Origin of the sequence: Amycolatopsis magusensis (assembly GCF_017875555.1) — a bacterium.
Lineage (GTDB): Bacteria > Actinomycetota > Actinomycetes > Mycobacteriales > Pseudonocardiaceae > Amycolatopsis > Amycolatopsis magusensis.
The window spans coordinates 7,298,492-7,314,980 of sequence record NZ_JAGGMS010000001.1 but is presented as its reverse complement, the minus strand read 5'-3'; the positions used below and the strand labels follow the sequence as shown (position 1 = coordinate 7,314,980).

The 16,489-nt window shown below is 73.2% G+C and carries 16 protein-coding genes; 8 read left to right on the top strand and 8 right to left on the bottom strand.

What is annotated here, in order from left to right:
- Positions 1–16 precede the first annotated feature (16 nt).
- A complete protein-coding gene (locus tag JOM49_RS32445) occupies positions 17–481 on the top strand; it encodes an SRPBCC domain-containing protein (protein ID WP_209667978.1) in 465 nt (154 codons plus the stop codon).
- A gap of 7 nt (positions 482–488) precedes the next feature.
- Here JOM49_RS32445 and JOM49_RS32440 read toward each other — a convergent pair whose 3' ends face one another.
- Positions 489–761, bottom strand: a complete 273-nt coding sequence (locus tag JOM49_RS32440; protein ID WP_209667977.1) for a DUF3040 domain-containing protein — start codon at positions 759–761, stop codon at positions 489–491.
- Positions 762–944: 183 nt separating this feature from the next.
- Here JOM49_RS32440 and JOM49_RS32435 point away from each other — a divergent pair, with 183 nt between their 5' ends.
- Complete coding sequence (locus JOM49_RS32435; RefSeq protein WP_209667976.1) at positions 945–1,355, top strand: DUF6292 family protein; 411 nt, start codon at positions 945–947, stop codon at positions 1,353–1,355.
- Between the two features lie 4 nt (positions 1,356–1,359).
- Here the strand turns inward: JOM49_RS32435 and JOM49_RS32430 are convergent, their stop codons facing one another.
- Complete coding sequence (locus JOM49_RS32430; protein ID WP_245369547.1) at positions 1,360–1,926, bottom strand: peroxiredoxin-like family protein; 567 nt, start codon at positions 1,924–1,926, stop codon at positions 1,360–1,362.
- A gap of 74 nt (positions 1,927–2,000) precedes the next feature.
- On the opposite strand from JOM49_RS32430, the gene JOM49_RS32425 reads away from it, so the two are divergent.
- The 3 genes from JOM49_RS32425 to JOM49_RS32415 are packed head-to-tail and all read left to right on the top strand — an operon-like array spanning position 2,001 to position 3,941.
- Entirely contained in the window at positions 2,001–2,633 is a 633-nt protein-coding gene (locus JOM49_RS32425) for a TetR/AcrR family transcriptional regulator (RefSeq protein WP_209667975.1), read from the top strand.
- Positions 2,626–2,934: a GNAT family N-acetyltransferase gene (locus tag JOM49_RS32420; RefSeq protein ID WP_209667974.1), complete on the top strand. Its 309-nt coding sequence runs from the start codon at positions 2,626–2,628 to the stop codon at positions 2,932–2,934. The genes JOM49_RS32425 and JOM49_RS32420 overlap by 8 nt, the downstream gene beginning before the upstream one ends.
- Positions 2,931–3,941 carry a pirin family protein gene (locus tag JOM49_RS32415; RefSeq protein ID WP_209667973.1) on the top strand — a complete coding sequence of 337 codons (1,011 nt, stop codon included), beginning with the start codon at positions 2,931–2,933 and terminating at the stop codon, positions 3,939–3,941. Before JOM49_RS32420 ends, JOM49_RS32415 begins: the two co-directional genes overlap by 4 nt.
- 6 nt (positions 3,942–3,947) lie before the next feature.
- On the opposite strand, the gene JOM49_RS32410 is transcribed toward JOM49_RS32415, so the two are convergent.
- The 6 genes from JOM49_RS32410 to JOM49_RS32385 all read right to left on the bottom strand — a co-directional run bounded on the left by JOM49_RS32410 (position 3,948) and on the right by JOM49_RS32385 (position 9,396).
- Entirely contained in the window at positions 3,948–5,168 is a 1,221-nt protein-coding gene (locus tag JOM49_RS32410; RefSeq protein ID WP_308158948.1) for a PP2C family protein-serine/threonine phosphatase, read from the bottom strand.
- Complete coding sequence (locus tag JOM49_RS32405; RefSeq protein WP_209667972.1) at positions 5,165–6,172, bottom strand: ATP-binding protein; 1,008 nt, start codon at positions 6,170–6,172, stop codon at positions 5,165–5,167. The genes JOM49_RS32410 and JOM49_RS32405 overlap by 4 nt, the downstream gene beginning before the upstream one ends.
- A complete protein-coding gene (locus tag JOM49_RS32400; RefSeq protein WP_209667971.1) occupies positions 6,169–6,597 on the bottom strand; it encodes an ATP-binding protein in 429 nt (142 codons plus the stop codon). Before JOM49_RS32400 ends, JOM49_RS32405 begins: the two co-directional genes overlap by 4 nt.
- On the bottom strand, positions 6,584–6,973 hold the full coding sequence (locus tag JOM49_RS32395; RefSeq protein WP_209667970.1) for an STAS domain-containing protein: 390 nt from the start codon (positions 6,971–6,973) through the stop codon (positions 6,584–6,586). The genes JOM49_RS32400 and JOM49_RS32395 overlap by 14 nt, the downstream gene beginning before the upstream one ends.
- Complete coding sequence (locus JOM49_RS32390) at positions 6,970–7,857, bottom strand: STAS domain-containing protein (RefSeq protein WP_372444127.1); 888 nt, start codon at positions 7,855–7,857, stop codon at positions 6,970–6,972. Before JOM49_RS32390 ends, JOM49_RS32395 begins: the two co-directional genes overlap by 4 nt.
- 123 nt (positions 7,858–7,980) lie before the next feature.
- Complete coding sequence (locus tag JOM49_RS32385; RefSeq protein WP_209667968.1) at positions 7,981–9,396, bottom strand: acyl-CoA carboxylase subunit beta; 1,416 nt, start codon at positions 9,394–9,396, stop codon at positions 7,981–7,983.
- 218 nt (positions 9,397–9,614) lie between these two features.
- Between JOM49_RS32385 and JOM49_RS32380 the strand changes: the two genes are divergently transcribed.
- The 3 genes from JOM49_RS32380 (at position 9,615) to JOM49_RS32370 (ending at position 16,488) form a co-directional block, all read left to right on the top strand.
- A complete protein-coding gene (locus JOM49_RS32380; protein WP_209667967.1) occupies positions 9,615–10,385 on the top strand; it encodes a thioesterase II family protein in 771 nt (256 codons plus the stop codon).
- A gap of 518 nt (positions 10,386–10,903) precedes the next feature.
- A complete protein-coding gene (locus JOM49_RS32375) occupies positions 10,904–13,774 on the top strand; it encodes a helix-turn-helix transcriptional regulator (protein WP_209667966.1) in 2,871 nt (956 codons plus the stop codon).
- A complete protein-coding gene (locus JOM49_RS32370; RefSeq protein WP_209667965.1) occupies positions 13,771–16,488 on the top strand; it encodes a helix-turn-helix transcriptional regulator in 2,718 nt (905 codons plus the stop codon). The genes JOM49_RS32375 and JOM49_RS32370 overlap by 4 nt, the downstream gene beginning before the upstream one ends.
- Position 16,489 lies beyond the last annotated feature (1 nt).

Below are 16,489 nucleotides of genomic sequence, written 5' to 3'. Positions count from 1 at the left end.
GGAAAGGGGAAAGATCATGAAGGTAAGTGCTCAGGACGGGCGGCTCCACTTCGAACGGCAGTACGCGCACGAGGTCGCCAGGGTGTGGCGGGCGCTGACCGACGACGCCGAACTGTCCACGTGGACCCCGTGGCGGGTGCGGGCGGAAACCGTGCCGGGCGGCAAGGTGAGCCTGGCGTTCGGCAAGGGCAAGCCGGTGCAGGGCGAGGTGGTGGCGGTGGAGCCAGGGCGGCGGCTCACCTGGCGGGCGTTCGGTGTCCTGATGGACTGGCAACTGCGGGACAGCGACGGCGGCTGCCTGCTCATCCTCGAGATGACCGTCAAGGACCCCGGGCACGTCTCCCAGAGCGCCGCCGGGTTCCACATCTCGCTGGACAACCTCGAAGCCCTGCTCGACGGGCGCGAGGTGGTCAAGGCGAGCAGCCCGCCGGAGGAGCCGAGGTTCCCCGAACTGGTGAGGCACTACTCGGACGTGTGGTGACCGGAGTTCAGGCGTCGGCGGGCAGGTGACGCGCGAGGTGCAGGCCCACGCCGAGCACCAGCGCGAGCATGCCGGTCAGCACCAGGGTGGCGTTCGCGGTGATCACCGCGAGGGCGAGCAGGAAGCCGGCGAGGACGTCCACGCAGATGGGGAACACTTTCCCGATGCTGAACCGGCGTGGGGTGCCGATCCGGCGGAAGGAGGCGGCGAGGGCCGGTTCGGCGGCCTCGAACCACTCTTCGATCTTCTTCAGCTGCTCGCGATCGTGGTGACTCAGCATGGGATCCAGCCCTTCGCGCGATGCCGACACCGCCGGGTACCCATTCGGGGCAGTCGTTACACGTCGGTTCGGGTGAACCGCACCGGGGAAGGCGGATACAAGGTGTGACTTCCGGCTGCGCGGGGTAGACGGGCGCACCGCCACCGATCTTCGTGCCGTCCCCACCGACGAAAGGCATGTCCCGTGAGCAGCCTGATCGACTCCGACGTCGAGTACCGGTTCGACCGCGGTCTCCGCGGTTACCTCGAAGCCGTCACCTCGGCGCTCGGGATCGGCCTCGAATCGTGCACGGTCGACCTGGACACCCCGGTCTCGGCCTACATCGCCATCGACTGGCGGCTCGGCCGGTTCCCCGGCCGCGACCTGGCCCTGATCTGGGACGAGCAGCACGGCTGGGCGGTGACGATCGAGGCGGGCTGCGGCGAGGACGTGATCGTGCTGGCCTACCTCGGCGGGGAGGTGCTGCCGGACCCGCGGGCGGTGGTCCGGTTCCTGGCGGCGCTGCGGGCGGACGACCACTCGCTGGGGCAGCCGGACCCGCCGGACCTGCGGGCCCCCGGCCGCCACCACGAACTGCTGGACCGCCTTAGCTGACGGCTCAGCCGCGGGGTACGACGGTCCTGGCGCGTGCGAGTGCCAGTACCTCGTCCACGCTCCACTGGTCGTTGATGTGCTCGCCGTACTTCGCGGCGAGCACGGTGCCGTCCGCGGCGATCAGGAAGTCGGCGGGCAGGCCGAGCCTGCCGTGTTCCTGCTTCGGCGCGGGCAGCCGGTCGCGCCGGAGCAGCCCGGCCGCGATGCTGCGCAGGACCGGTAGCCACGCCCGAGGGTTCAGCAGAGCGCGCCGCCCGGCCTCCACACCGAACTCGCGGTAGAGCCGCTTGCCCGGATCGGCGACCACGGCGAACGGGATTTCCGCAGTGTGCCGGCGAAGTTCGTCCTCGGGGGAGTGGAAGACCGCCACCTCCAGCACCCCGGCCGCGCTGAGTTCGGCGTGGCGCCGGGTCACCGACCGCAGGTGCACGTTGCACACCGGGCAGCCGGCGAACCGCCGGAACTGCAGGTGCACCAGCCGTCCGGCCAGCGGGATCGCCACCGGTTCCCCGTCGACCACGTCCACTTCGCGCGGTGCCAGCACCGTGCCCGGCTCGATCCGTCCTGCCATGACGACCTCCCAGAGTTAAGCGTGCGGTGTACGCCTACGAACGTAGGCGCGTCTGTCGTACGCTGTCAATCGACATGCCCCGCCCACGTTCGCTGACCCCCGCCCGGATCGCCACCGCCGCGCTCGCCGTGCTCGACCGCGACGGCCTCGCGGCGCTGTCGATGCGTGCCGTGGCCGGCGAACTCGGCATGGGCACGATGTCGCTCTACCGCTACGTCGAAGACCGCGACCAGCTCGAAGGGCTGATCGTGGAACTGGTCCTCGGCGGCATCGACCTCGAACTGCCGCCGCGCACCTCGTGGCGCAGGCGGCTGACCACCCTCGCCGAGCGAATGCGCGCGGCCGTCGGCGGTCATCCCGCCGTGGTGCCGCTGCTGCTCACCCACCGCCACCGCGCACCGTCGTCGGCCCGCTGGGGCGAGGCCGTGCTCGGGGTGCTGACCGACGCCGGGTTCACCGGGAAGCGCCGGGTGGTCGCCTTCCGCGTGCTCATCGGCTACCTGCTCGGCGCGTTGCAGGCCGAGCACCTGGGGCCGCTGTCCGGTCCGGGCACCGACGCGCTGGCCGCGTTGCCGCCCGCCGAGTTCCCCTGGCTGAGCGAGACCGCGCGTGACGCGCGACGCCTCGGCGCCGACGAGGAATTCCGCGGTGGACTGGCGGTTGTACTGCAGGGTATGGGTGTGAGCGAGGAGGACAGGGATGACTGAGCAGGCCGGGGACGTCACGGTGACCCGTGACGAGGCGGGATCCCGCTACCAGGTGTTCGTCGGCGACCGGGTGGCCGGGTTCGCCGCGTACCGGGAAGAGGGCGAGCAGACCGTCTTCACCCACACCGAGGTCGGCGCGGAGTTCGGCGGGCAGGGACTGGGCAAGGTGCTGGCGGCCGGCGCGCTCGACGACACCGTCCGGCGTGGACGGACGATCGTGCCGCTGTGCCCGTTCATCGCGAAGTACCTCCAGCGCGCCGAGGGCTACGAGGAGCACGTCGACTGGAACGCGCACCGATGACCAACCTGGACCGCGGGCCCGAGGTGACGCCGTGCCACTCCGCGGCCGGTGCCGGGGCCGTCGCGGAGTTCCACGAGCCACGCGCGGTACCGCTCGGCGGGGTGCGCGGGATGAAGGTCGACCGGGTGCTGCCGCAGCGCGCGCTGCCCACGGTCGGCGCCTGGTGCTTCCTCGACCAGTTCGGCCCGGAACGGGTCGAGATGAAGGTGCTGCCGCACCCGCACACCGGCCTGCAGACGGTCACCTGGCCGCTCGCCGGGGAGATCCGGCACCGGGACTCGGTCGGCTCCGACGTGCTCGTGCGCCCGGGGCAGCTGAACCTGATGACGGCCGGGCGTGGCGTGTCGCATTCGGAGTTCTCCGTGCGCGAGGAGGCAGAAACCCCAGAAACCCCAGAAACCCCAGAAACCCCAGAAACCCCAGAAACCCCGGAAACCCCACTGCTGCACGCCTTGCAGCTCTGGGTCGCGCTGCCCGACGGCGCGCTGGGCATCGAGCCCGCCTTCGAGCAGCACACCGACCTGCCGCACCACCGGACCGGCGGCGTGGACGCGACCGTGCTGATGGGTTCGCTCGGTGACGCCGTTTCGCCCGCCACCACCCACACCCCGTTGCTGGGCGCGGAACTGGCCGTGGCCGCCGGGGCGGAAGCCGTGCTGCCCCTGCGTCCCGACTTCGAGCACGCCGTGCTGGTGATCGACGGCGAGGTCGAAGTGGACGGTGTGCCGGTCGGTGCGGGCCCGCTGCTCTACCTCGGGACCGGGCGCACGGAACTGGGCATCACCGCGACCGCGGCCGCGCGGGCGCTGCTGCTCGGCGGCGAGCCGTTCCCCGGTGAGCTGGTGATGTGGTGGAACTTCGTCGGACGCGGTCACGACGAAATCGCCGCCGCCCGCGCCGACTGGGAGAGCGGCACCCGCTTCGGCGAGGTCGACGGCCACGACGGGCAGCGGATCCCGGCCCCGGTCCTGCCGGGCGTCCGGCTGACCCCGCGCCGCCGCCGGTAACCGGGGTCAGGCGCGGAAACGGGCGGCCAGCAGCAGGGTGTCGTCGAGGTGCGTGACCACTTCGTGCATGTCGCGCACCACCGCTTCGGTCAGGACGTCGACCGGTGAATGCGCGTGCCGCCGGGCGGTTTCGCGCAGGCGCTGCTCGCCTTCCTCGGCGTCCTTCCGGCTTTCGGTGAGCCCGTCGGTGTGCAGCAGGAGCAGATCACCCCGGCGCAGCCGGTGGCGCACGAGGGTGTCGCTGCCCGGGGCCGGGAAACCGATGCCGCGCCCCGGGGTCGGCAGGAACAGGCAGTCCTCTTCGGACACCACGAGCGCGGGCGGGTGTCCGCCACCGGCCAGCCACAGCTCACCGGTCCCCGGGTCCAGCCGGGCCACCTGGACGGTCGCCCGCAGTCGCGGTTCCCCGGCGAGCACGGTGTGCGCGGTCCGCTCGATCAGCTCCTCCAGCGGCCGCCCCTCCAGCGCCAGTGCCCGTACCGCGTGCGTGACCTGCAGCGCGTGCCGCGTGCAGGTGACCCCGTGCCCGACCGCGTCGACCACGGTGATGTGCAGGGTGCCGTCCGGCAGCAGGAACCAGTCGTAGAGGTCCCCGCCGGTGGGTGCCTGCGGATCGGCCGGGTCGTACCGCACGCCCAGCTCGACCCCGGGCACCACCGGCGGCGGCGGGCGCAACGCGTGTTTGAGTTCGCGGAAGATCAGCGCGTGCGCCTCGCGCAACTGCTCGTCGCGTTGCTCGAGGTCGACGTACATCGCCAGCACACCGCTGTTCGTCTCGGCGATCTCGTGCTTGAGCTGGCGGTGCTCCTGCTCGATTCCGTCCATGCGCGCCAGCACCGCCCGCAGTTCGTCCTCGGTGGCCAGCTCCTCGTCCGTCGCCGGGGCCCCGAACTCGGCGGAGGCGGGGTTCACCGGCGCAGGGAGCCTCCAGACCAGCTTGCCGGGCTGTTCCGCCTCGGCGGGCAGCGGCAGTTCCGGCAGGCCGGCCGGGGGAGCGGTCAGTTCCACGGTGATCACCAGTACGGCCGGGCTGGTGTCGCGCTGGACGGTGGCGCTCAACGTCAGCGGTGACCCCGGCGGCGCGGCGCGCGCCACCATCGTCGCGGCCAGCACCAGCCGAGCCCGCACCTCCAGCCCGATGCCGTGCCGGTCGCACAGTTGCCGGAGGTTCGCCCGCAGCTGCGGCAGTCGCTGCCGCGGGGAGGTGGTCCGCAGTTGCCAGGTCACGCCGGCTCCCCGGGGAACTTGACCGCGAGCACGGCCGAGTCGTCGCGGGTCACGCGGTGGCGGTGCACCAGCGAACCGGCCAGCAGCGAGGGCACCAGCCCGGCGCTCGTGGTGGCCGCGGGCAGCCAGTCGCCGGAGATGCCGTCGGAGTGCAGCACCACGGTGGTGCCCGGCGGCAGCTCGACCGGGCGCACGGTGGCCGGTGGCAGGCGCAGGCCGACCACCCCGGGCAGGCTGAGCAGCTGCCGCGCCGAACCGCCGGCCAGCACGGCCGCGCTGACGTTGCCGATGCCGAGGAACTCGCCGCGGGTACCCCGCTGCCGCAGGACCGCGACCGCCGCGCCCCTGGTCTGCCGGGCGCCGCGGTGCAACTCGGTGAACAACGCGGGCAGCGGGCGGGCCGGGTCGCGGTCGAAGGCTTCGAGCACCGCGGCGGACGCCGCGGCGGCGTCCGGCCCGTGCCCGAGCCCGTCCACCATGAGCAGGGTGAAGCCGGCTCCGGTCTCGCGCACGGCGGCGAGGTCGCCGCTGACCTCCTCACCGGGGGCCGGCACGTTCACGTGCGCCACCGGCGGGGTGCGGGTGGTGCCCGGGGCCAGCACCCGCGCGCTGATCAGCGTGCCCTCGCCCGGCACGGTGTGCACCGCGAACTCGGCCGCCATCCGGCGGATCGCGCCCAGCCCGGCGCCGAGCGTGCCGGTGGTGGTGTGCCCGTCGGCCAGGCAGCGGTCCACGTCGAGCATGCCGGGACCGGTGTCCGCGGCGATGATGTCCACGCCGGTGCCGTGCAGCACCGGGGAGATGTAGAGCTGGCCCTCGCGGGCGTGCTTGTCCAGGTTGCTGGCCAGTTCCGAGGCCACCACCGCGGCCTGGTCCGGCAGCGACGACGGCAGCCCCGCCGCCTTGGCCACCGTGCGCGCCACCCGCGCGGCCACGTGGACCGCGCTGACGTGGTCCACGCGCAGGTGCCGGGTGAACTCGCCGGTGGCGAGCGGGGTGCTCATGCCCAGCGCTCCACCACGATGGTGGTCCCGCGGCCGGGTTCGGTGTCGATGGCGAAGCTGTCCACCAGCCGCCGGGTGCCGCCGAGGCCGTGGCCGAGCCCCGCGCCGGTGCTGTAGCCGTCGCTGAGCGCGGTGTCCACGTCCGGGATGCCCGGGCCGTGGTCGCTGACCACCAGCCGGACGCCCCGGCGCCCGCCCGCGCCGGTCAGCGGCACGATGCGCAGCACCCCGCCGCCACCGTGGATGTAGGCGTTGCGCACCAGTTCGCTGGCCGCGGTGACCAGCTTGGTCTGGCCGACCAGGTCGAACCCGGCGGCCACGGCCGCGGCGCGGACCGCGTGCCTCGACCGCAGCAGGTCCCGCTCGTCGGTGATGGCGTGGCGCTCCTCGGGCGCGGCGCCGGTGGTGGTCTCACCCTGCGGCATGGGCCTCCGCCCGCCGGGGCCGCTGTTCCCAGCCCAGCCGCGCCATCGCGCGTTCGGCGTTGAGCGCGGTCTCCACACCGGACAGTTGCAGGCCGAGCTCGGACAGGGTGATCGCCACCGCCGGGCGCATCCCGGCCACGATCATCCGCGCGCCGAGCAGCTTGCCGGTGCCCGCCAGTTCCATCAGCACCCTGGCCACGAACGAGTCGATGATCTCCAGCCGGGAGATGTCGATCACCACGCCCCGGCTGCCCTCGGCGGAGATGCGGTCGACGAGCTCACCGGTGAACTCCAGCGCCGTCTTGTCGTCGAGGTCGTTGAGGAGCCCGGTGAGCAGGATGTCGCCCAGGCGCAGGATGGGCACGGGGCCGGTCACCGGGCACCCGCGAGCTGCTCCGGGCCCGAAGCCCCGTCCTCGGCCTCGATCACCCGCATCGCCTCGGCCAGCGCGTCGGCCAGCGTGCTGCGGGTGCTGATCATCGACAGGTCGATGCCGAGCTGGGTGATGGTCTGCGCGATCGCCGGGCGGATCCCGCTGATCAGGCACTCCGCGCCCATCAGCCGCACCGCGCCGACGGTCTGCAGCAGGTGCTGGGCCACCACGGTGTCCACGGTGGGCACCCCGGTGATGTCGATGATCGCCACCCTGGCCTCGTTGGCCTGGATGGACTCCAGCAGCCCGTTCATCACCACCTGGGTGCGCGCGCTGTCCAGGGTGCCGATCAGCGGCACTGCGAGGATGTGGCGCCACAGCTGGACGACCGGGGTGGACAGGTCGAGCATCTGCTCGTGCTGCACCCGGATGATCTCCTCTCGTCCCTCCACATAGGACTGGAAGGCGAGCAGGCCCGCGGTGTCCAGCAGCCGGTTCACCTCGAGCGCGGTCTCCAGCAGCACGGCGGGCTCGGTGGTCTTCCGGCGCACGGCGGTGAGCAGGACCTCCTTGAGCGACAGGATGGCCATCGCGGTGTCGCCCGGCGCGGCGCCGTCACGGGCACGCCGGGAGGACAGGTCGGCGATCGCGTCGCGCAGCGGCTGGTGCTCGCGCACGATCCGGTCCACCGGCAGCTCCGACTCGAGCCCGCCGCGCAGCGCGCCGATCACCGCGGCGGCCTCGGCCGTCAGTTCCGGCCGCGCGGGCTGGTTCCCTTCGGCCAACCGGCCCAGCTGGGCCGTCACCCAGCTCTCGGTCAGCTCGTCGCCCGACGCCCGCAGCACGCGGGCCAACTGGGCGCGCACAGCGCTTTCGCTCCCGGTCACGCTCATCCCTTCCGGCGGGCACCGGAGAAACCCGCCCTGGCCACCACATCCCGGTGCGGCAACCCTACCCAAGCGGCCGGCGGAACGCGGGATCGAGCGTGGTGACCAGCGGCGAAGACCGTTCTACAGCGGGATGTTGCGGTGATCCCCCCGCGTGTCGGGGAAGGAGGCGAACAGCCCGGCCAGCCGGTCACGGGTGTCCGCGGGTTCGATGACCTCGTCGACCACGCCGATGCCGAGCGCGCGGCCGACGCCACCGGCGATCAGCTCGTGCTCGGTGACCAGCGTCGCCAGCAGCGCTTCGCGCTCGTGTTCCGGGGCGGCGGCGAGCTTCTTGCGGTGCAGGATGCCCACGGCGGCCTCCGCGCCCATCACCGCGACCTCCGCTTCCGGCCAGGCCAGCACCGCGCTGGCGCCCAGCGACCGGGAGTTCATCGCGATGTACGCGCCGCCGTAGGACTTCCTGGTGACCAGGGTGATCCGGGGCACGACGGCTTCGGCGAAGGCGTGCAGCAGTTTCGCGCCGCGCCGGACCACCCCGCCCCATTCCTGGCCGACGCCGGGCAGGTACCCCGGTACGTCGACCAGTACCAGCAGCGGAATGCCGAAGGAGTCGCACATCCGCACGAACCGCGACGCCTTCTCCGCGGACAGGGAATCCAGGCAGCCGCCCTTGCGCAGCGGGTTGTTCGCGATGACGCCGATGGCCTTCCCGCCGATCCGGCCGAAGCCGATGACGATGTTCGGCGCCCACTTCGCCTGCAGTTCGGCGAAATCGCCGTCGTCGAGCAGGGCGCGCACGAGCGGTTTGACGTCGTAGGCGCGGCGCGGGGAATCCGGCAGCAGCGCGCGGAGGTCGCCGGCCGGCTTGACCGCGGTGGTGTCCACCGAACCCGGCCTGCCGACGAAACCGATGATGCGCCGGGCTTCGGCGTAGGCCTCGGTCTCGGACCCGGTGGTCACGTGGACCACACCGGACTTGCGCCCGTGTGCTTCGGCGCCGCCCAGCCCGGCCATGTCGATCTGCTCGCCGGTGACCGAGCGGACCACGTCCGGGCCGGTGACGAAGACGCGGCCGGACTCGGACATCACCACGAGGTCGGTCAGCGCCGGGCCGTAGGCCGCGCCACCGGCGGCCGGGCCGAGCACCACGGAAAGCTGCAGGACCCGGCCCGAAGCACGCACCATCGCGGCGAACATGCGGCCGATGCCGTCCAGTGCGGCGACGCCCTCGTTGAGCTTCGCGCCGCCGGAGTGCCAGACCCCGATGACCGGGCAGCCCTGTTCGACCGCCAGGTCGATGGCGTCCACGATCAGCGGTGCCTCGTCGACGCCGATGGCGCCGCCCATCCGGCTGCCGTCGGTGCAGTAGGCGATGACCGGGGTGCCGTCCACGGACCCGCGCGCGACCGCGAGCCCGAGCCCTTCGCGCAGGTGGATCGGGACGAGCGAACCCGCGTCCAGCAACTGCGACAACCGGTGCACGGGGTCGCGGTGGTCCACCGACTCGGTCGAGTCCGGCACGGCGAAAATCGTCATCACTCACCTCAGCGGTGCGCTCCGGAAAGGGGCGGCACCAGTAGAACCGCCGGAGCGCCCCAGAAACGCCTAGTCTTCGCCGGGTTCCCCGGTTCTCCGTGCCGATTCCGCGAATCGCGGACGCCGCGAAAACCGCGGAAAGGATCACGGACTAGCAACTTCCTCGACGGCACTGGTGTTCGCTGACCGGGCGCGTACCCGCTCGCCCAGGAGGACCCATGCCCAGCTCACCCGTGACCTCCACCCCGGACACCGGCCTGTGGCTGCGCCGCTACCACCCGGCGCGCCCCGGGGCGCCGCGGGTGATCTGCTTCCCGCACGCCGGTGGGTCGGCCAGCTGGTACCACCCGATGTCGGCGGCGTTGTCGCCCAAGGCCGAGGTCTTCTCGGTGCAGTACCCGGGCCGCCAGGACCGCCGCGGTGAGCGGCCGGTGGACGACCTGGCCGACCTGGCCGGGCGGGTGGCGGGGGTGCTGGCCGGGCTGGCCGACCGCCCGCTGGTCTTCTTCGGGCACAGCATGGGCGCCGTGGTGGCCTTCGAGGTGGCGCGGGCCTTCGCCGCCCGCGGGCTCGAAGCCCCGGCGCACCTGGTGGCCTCCGGCCGCCGCGCGCCGGACACCCATCGCGACGAGCGGGTGCACGAACGGGACGACGACGGGGTGATCGCCGAGCTGAAACTGCTCAGCGGCACCGACACCCGCGTGCTCGGCGACGAGGAGATCCTGCGGATGATCATGCCGGCCGTGCGCGCCGACTACCGCGCCATCGAGACCTACCGGTGCGCGCCCGGTTCGCCGCTGGACTGCCCGGTCACCGTGCTCACCGGGGACAGCGATCCGAAGACCAGCCTGGACGAGGCCAAGGCGTGGGCGGCGGTGACCACCGGCCCGTTCGAGCTGCGCGTCTTCGCCGGTGGGCACTTCTTCCTGACCCAGCACCTCGACGCGGTGCTGGCGCTGACCGCGGAGCTCGCGGCGGCTGCCGGCTAGGACACCTTCTGTTATTGTTCGAGTGCGGTTGGTAAATGACTGACGGTCATCGGGAAAATGGGGTGACCACAAGCGACGGTGCGCACCGTGTGCGCGTGACCGCGTTGCGTACGAGTCGTCCCAGCCCGTTGAACGGGTTTTTCCACCGGTCGCCCATCGGGCGGTAACTGCGTCGCACCCCCTGCCGGTGGCGAATCCGTGCTCTCCGTCCTCGCCCGCGCGGCGGAATCGGTCGTGCGGTGTCCGCCGTGGACCACCGCCGCGGCGTGGAAGACCTGCTCGGCGGGGTCATTGGTGAATTGTTCACCGCAAACCGTTGCCCGGCGCGCCTGAATGCCGTCCGCGCCCGGCCGATTCACCGTACGAACGTACGGTTCCACCGCCGGATCACTGACCCTGCGCGATGCCCCGCGGTCCACCTAACCTGAGACCGCGGATGCGGCGTGGGGGCCGGGATGCGGGGGTCGCCCGCCATCTGGCGAAGTCGTCACGGGCTGCGCCGCGCAAGGGAGGGCCAGTTGGTCGAGCGGACGGACGTCCCCGGCGACTCCGGCGTGCTCATCGGCCGGGGTGGCGAACTGGGGGCGCTCGCGCGGCGGGCCGCGGCCGCCCGCGAGGGTGACGCGGGCCTGGTCGTCCTTTCCGGACCGAGCGGGATCGGCAAGTCCAGCCTGCTGCGGGCGTTCACCGGGATCGCGGTGCGCGAGGGCATGCGGGTGCTGCACGGGACCTGCGGCGAGGTGGTGGCGGGCACCGGTTACGGCGGCGCGCAGGCGTTGTTCGGTTCGCTCGAACTGACCGGCGACTCCCCGCTGCTGCGTGGTGGCGCCCGGCGTGCCATGGTCGCGCTGGCCGCCGATCCCGACGACGCCCGCTCTTCGGCCGCGGACTACCCGGCACTGCACGGGCTCTACTGGCTCGCGGTGAACCTGATGGCCGACGGCCCGCTGGTGCTCGCGCTGGACGACGTGCACTGGTGCGACGAGCGGTCCCTGCGCTGGCTGGAGTTCCTGATGCGGCGGGCGGACACGCTGCCGCTGCTGGTGGTGCTCGCCCAGCGCACCGAGATCGAGCCGGTGGCGCCCGGCGCGCTCGCCGACATCTGCGCGCAGCCGCGTTCGGTCACCATCGGGGTCGGCCCGCTGACCGACGCCGACGTGGCCACCGTCATCGGCCGGGACTTCGCCGGCCCGGTGGATCCCGCCTTCGTGCACAACGCCGCCGTGGTCTCCGGCGGCAACCCGCTGGTGCTCACCCGCCTGTTGCAGGAACTGCGTGACCTCGGGGTGGCCGCCGACCGCGACGGGGCCCGCCGGGTCACCGAGGTCGGCCGGTACGTGGTCGCCACCTCGGTGCGGTCTGCGCTGGACAGCAAACCCGAGTGGGTGCGCGCGGTCGCGGTGGCCGTCGCGGTGCTCGGCGACCAGGGCGAGGAACTGCTCGGCGCACTGGCCGGCGTGCCGTCCGGTCAGGTGGAGGTCGCGCTCGAAGTGCTGCGGGGCGCGGACATCCTCGCCGCCGTCCGCACCGAACCGGTGCACGACGTGGTGCGGACCGCGGTGCTCGACTCGATCAGCACGGCCGACCTCGGCGCCCTGCGCGTGCGGGCCGCCAGCCTGCTGAGCGACGCCGGGCGGCCCGCCGAGGACGTGGCGAACCTGCTGCTGCTGGTGCCGGACGTGAACCGGCCGTGGATGGCGGGCGTGCTGCGCGCGGCCGCCGCGCGCGCCGAACTCCGGGGCGCGCCGGAAGCCGCGATCCGGTACCTCTACCGCGTGCTCGAAGCCGAACCGGAGAGCGTGCCGGTCCGGCTGCAACTGGCCAGGTCGCTGGCGGAGATCGACCCGCCGAAGGGCGCCGCGCTGCTGCGCGAAGCACTGGTGCTGGCGCTGGACGTGCGCACCAGGGCGATGGTCGCGGTGCAGTTCGGCATGACCTGCCTCCACGTGCAGAAATCGCCCGAAGCCGTGCAGGTGCTCAGCGAGGTGCTCGACGCGCTGGACCTGGAACTGGGGCCCGACCCCGACCCGGCCGACCGCGAACTGCGCACCCACGTCGAGTCGGCGCTGCTGCTCACCGGGGTGGACGAGAAGGTCACCATCGCGCCGATCCGCGAGCGGGTCGCGCGGATGACCCCGCCGCCGGGGGACACCCCGGCGCAGCGGCAGCTGCTCGGCACGATGACCGTGGTGACCGCGATGGACGGCACCTCCCCGGCGCTGGCGGTCGAGCAGGCGCGGCGCGCCATGCGCGGGCCCGGCGTCACCCTCGGCGGCTGGTCGCTGCTGTCCTCCGCGCTGGCGCTCAGCTTCGCCGACGAGGTGGGCGACTGCATGGACGCGCTCGACCGGGTCCTCGACCACGCCAGGGAGAACGCGGCGGTGCGCACCTACGTGCTGACGCTGTCCTTCCGCGCGTTCATCATGCACGGGCTCGGCGAACTGGCCGACGCGATCTCCGACGCGCAGGTCTCGCTCGACGTCAGCCGCGGTGAGCCGTGGGGTGACGCGGTGACCATGCCGCCGACCGCGCTCGCGGCCGCGCTCGTCGACCGCGGTGACGCCGTCCGCGCCGAAGAACTGCTGGCCGGGGTGGTCCGGACGGACCTGGACCGGTTCGTCTGGGAGTACCACTGGTTCCTGATGACCCGCGCGCGGGCGCGGTGGGCGATGGGCGACGCCGAAACCGCGCTGGCGCTGTTCGACGAGTGCGGGCGCTCGCTCAGGGAAGCCGGGCTGGTGAACCCGGCGTTCGTGCCGTGGTGGGTGGAGTCGGCCTGCGTGCTCGCCGACACCCGGCGGCCGGGGGACGCGCTGGAGATCGTCGAGTACGGTACGCGGCTGGCCCGGCGCTGGGGCACCCCGCGCGTGCTCGGGCTGGCCGCGCTGGCCCGCGGGGTGGTCACGCCCGGCACGGCCGGGATGGACCTGCTCGCCGAAGCCGCGACCCTGCTGGCGCGCTCACCCGCCCGGCTGGAGCAGGCGCGGGCCGAATTCCGCCTGGGACAAGCACTTCTGGAGTCCGGGCACCGGGAACGCGCCCGCGGGCACCTGCGCACCGCGGCCGACCTCGCCCGCCGCTGCGGGGCGCTGGCACTGGCGAAGTCGGCGCGTCGCGGGCTGGTCGCCGCGGGCGGGCGGATGCGGGAGATCACCGAATCGCCGGTCGACATGCTCACCGGGACCGAGCGCAAGGTCGCCGCGCTCGCCGTGGCCGGGTCGAGCAACCGCGTGATCGCCGAATCGCTGTTCGTCACCGTGCGCACGGTCGAGTCCCACCTGACCAACGTCTACCGCAAGCTCGGCGTCGGCTCGCGGGCCGAACTGGACACCGCGCTGGCCGACATGCCGCGCTCGCTCGGCGGCCCGGCGAAGCGGGTGCTGTCGTGAGCGACGAGGTGCTGCGCCTCGAACGGGAGGCCGAGCGCAACGTGCTGACCGCCGTGCTCGGCGCGCTCGACCGCGGGATCCCGTCCATGGTCACGATTTCCGGCGCGCCCGGCCTCGGGCAGCTCGAACTGCTGCGCTGGCTCGCCCGGCTGGCCGCCGGGCAGGGGGTGCGGGTGCTGTGGGCCAGGGCGTCCCCGGCCGAGCACGCGCTGCGCTACGGCGTGGTCGCGCAACTGCTCGCGCCGCTGGTGCCGCGGGCGCGGGAAGTGCTGGCCGGGACGGAACAACTGCCGGGGCTGGCCGAGTTGCTGCGCAAGGCGCGCACGCGGCCGACGATGATGATCGTCGAGGACGCGCAGTGGCTCGACCCGGCGTCCTCGGTCTGGCTGCAGGCGCTGATGCGCCGGCTGCCCGGCACGCGGATCGCGATGCTCGCCAGTACCGGTGGCACCTGCGGGGATTCGGCGGGCAACGAGTACTCGGTGACGAACCTGGTGCCCGACGGCCAGGTCAACGCCGTCGAACTGATGCTCAGCCCGCTCAGCGCGCGCGGGGTGGCGGACGCGATCGAACTGGTCTTCGGCGTGCCGGGGGAGCCGGAGTTCTGCGCCGCCGCGCTGGCGGCCACCGGCGGGAACCCCTGGCTGCTGCGGGAAGTCCTCGGCGAATTCCGGGACCGGGGCGGGCAGCCGGTGACCGCCGGGGTGCCCCGGCTGCGGGCGATCGGCGAGGCCGCGCTGGGCGAGTACACCACCCGGGTCGTGGACGGACTGTCCGAAGAGGCCATGTCGGTGCTGCGGGCCATCGCGGTCTGCGGGGACGTGCTGGACTTCCCGCTGGTCTGCCGCCTGGCGGGGGAGCCGCACCTGCACGAGTCGCGGATCCGCTCGATCATCGCCTCCAGCGGGCTCACGGTGAACTCGGGGGAGCGGCTGCGGGTCCGCGCGCCGGTGGTCGCGGCCAGGGTGCTGGAAAGCATGCCGGGACCCGAGCGCGCCGAACTGCACGCGCGGGCCGCCGAACTGGCCTACCGGGCCGACGTCCGCGACGACGACGTCGCGCGGATCCTGTTGTGCGCCGGGCCGATCGGCACGCAGTGGGTGGTGCACCTGCTCCGCCGCAGCTTCGCCGCGGCACTGCGCAACGGGGAGGACGGCCTGGCCGTGGCCTACCTGAACCGCGCGCTGGACGAGCCGCTGGACCCGCTGTCCCGCGCCAAGCTGAGCTTCGAACTCGCGTCGGTGCAGGTGGCCAGGGTGCCGGTGGCCAGCGACCGCAGGCTGACCGAACTGGCCTCCACGCCGGGGCCCGAGTTCGCCGGGCTGCGCGTGCGCGCGGTGGACGCCAAGCTGAGCCGCGGCGACAGCCACTGGGCGCGCCGGGTGGCCGCGGAGGCGGTGCTGGCCGAGCACGAGTCCGAAAAGGACGCGATGCTGGCGCTGTACTGGCTGTCCGAGCAGACCCGGCAGGACGACGGCGAGCCGATGGTGCCGGAGATGCCCTCGCTGCCGGACCACCCGCTCGACACCGCGCAGGCCGGGGCCAGGGCGTGGCAGCTGGCCGCGTCGGCGAACGACCTGCAGGCCACCAGGGTGCTCGCCCGGCGGGCGCTGCGCCGGGAGGATTCGCGGCCGCTGCTGGTGATGCCCCGGCTTTCCGCCTGCCGCGCGCTGTTCCTCACCGACGACCTCGAAGAGGCGGAGGTCCAGCTGAACGCGCTGCTCGCCGACGTGCAGCGCGAGCACCTGCGGGCGGGCACCGCGCGCGTGCTGGTGGCGCGGGCCGAACTGGGCATGCGCACCGGCCGGAACGACGCCGCCGAACGCGATCTGGCCGCCGCCGAGCGGGCGCTCCCGCTGAGCGGCTGGCACCCCAACCTGGCGTCCTACCCGACCTCGCTGCAGCTCTGCATCGATGTCCAATATGGACGGCTGGACCGGGCCAGGAAGCTGGCCGCGCGGGAAAGCCCGGCCGAGGGCGCCTTCTCCGCCTACTTCATGTTCGCCAGGGCGCTGCTGGCGCTGGCCGAAGGCCGCCCGGTCGACGCGCTGGACATGTTCCGCGAGTGCGGCAGGCGGCTGCTGCGGCAGAACATCGTCAACCCGGGCCTGCTGCCGTGGCGCTCGGTCGCCGCGGGCGCGGCCGCCGCGCTGGGCCACATCAAGGAAGCGCAGCGGCTCAGCCTGGAAGAGTGGACGCTGGCGGAGAAGTGGGGCGCGCCGAGCGCGCTCGGCTGGGCCGAAATGGGCTTTTCCCGGTTGTCCGGCGAACACCGCGTGGTACGGGCCCGTGAAGCGTTGCGCGTGCTGCGCGGATACCGGCTCAGCCCGGTGTACACGCTGGCACTGCTGGAAGTCGCGGCGGCCGAACTGGAGGACGGCGACCCGGCGGCGGCGCCCCCGCTGCTGGCCGAGGCCGCCGCGCTGGCCACCATCCACCGCTCGCACTGGCTCAGCGCGCGGCTGCGGGAGCTGAGCGAGCGGGCGGGCACCAAGCCGGCCGCGCCGGTTTCGCCGATCTGGACCTCGCTGTCCGAACCGGAGCGTAAGGTCGCGGTCATGGTCGCCCGCGGGCGCGTCAACGGCGAGATCGCCGAGACGCTGTCGGTCACCAAACGCACCGTGGAACGGCGGCTGAGCTGCGTCTACCGCAAGCTCGGCATCAGCGGGCGGGAGGAACTGGGCGCGCTGGTCCGGTCGATGGAGGGATTCTAGA

Bases quoted from the DNA above. Each gene is read 5' to 3' on its own strand.
- JOM49_RS32445 (WP_209667978.1), top strand. From the start codon at position 17: ATGAAGGTAAGTGCTCAGGACGGGCGGCTCCACTTCGAACGGCAGTAC.
- JOM49_RS32440 (WP_209667977.1), bottom strand. From the start codon at position 761: ATGCTGAGTCACCACGATCGCGAGCAGCTGAAGAAGATCGAAGAGTGG.
- JOM49_RS32430 (WP_245369547.1), bottom strand. From the start codon at position 1,926: ATGGCAGGACGGATCGAGCCGGGCACGGTGCTGGCACCGCGCGAAGTG.
- JOM49_RS32425 (WP_209667975.1), top strand. From the start codon at position 2,001: ATGCCCCGCCCACGTTCGCTGACCCCCGCCCGGATCGCCACCGCCGCG.
- JOM49_RS32420 (WP_209667974.1), top strand. From the start codon at position 2,626: ATGACTGAGCAGGCCGGGGACGTCACGGTGACCCGTGACGAGGCGGGA.
- JOM49_RS32415 (WP_209667973.1), top strand. From the start codon at position 2,931: ATGACCAACCTGGACCGCGGGCCCGAGGTGACGCCGTGCCACTCCGCG.
- JOM49_RS32405 (WP_209667972.1), bottom strand. From the start codon at position 6,172: ATGAGCACCCCGCTCGCCACCGGCGAGTTCACCCGGCACCTGCGCGTG.
- JOM49_RS32400 (WP_209667971.1), bottom strand. From the start codon at position 6,597: ATGCCGCAGGGTGAGACCACCACCGGCGCCGCGCCCGAGGAGCGCCAC.
- JOM49_RS32385 (WP_209667968.1), bottom strand. From the start codon at position 9,396: ATGACGATTTTCGCCGTGCCGGACTCGACCGAGTCGGTGGACCACCGC.
- JOM49_RS32380 (WP_209667967.1), top strand. From the start codon at position 9,615: ATGCCCAGCTCACCCGTGACCTCCACCCCGGACACCGGCCTGTGGCTG.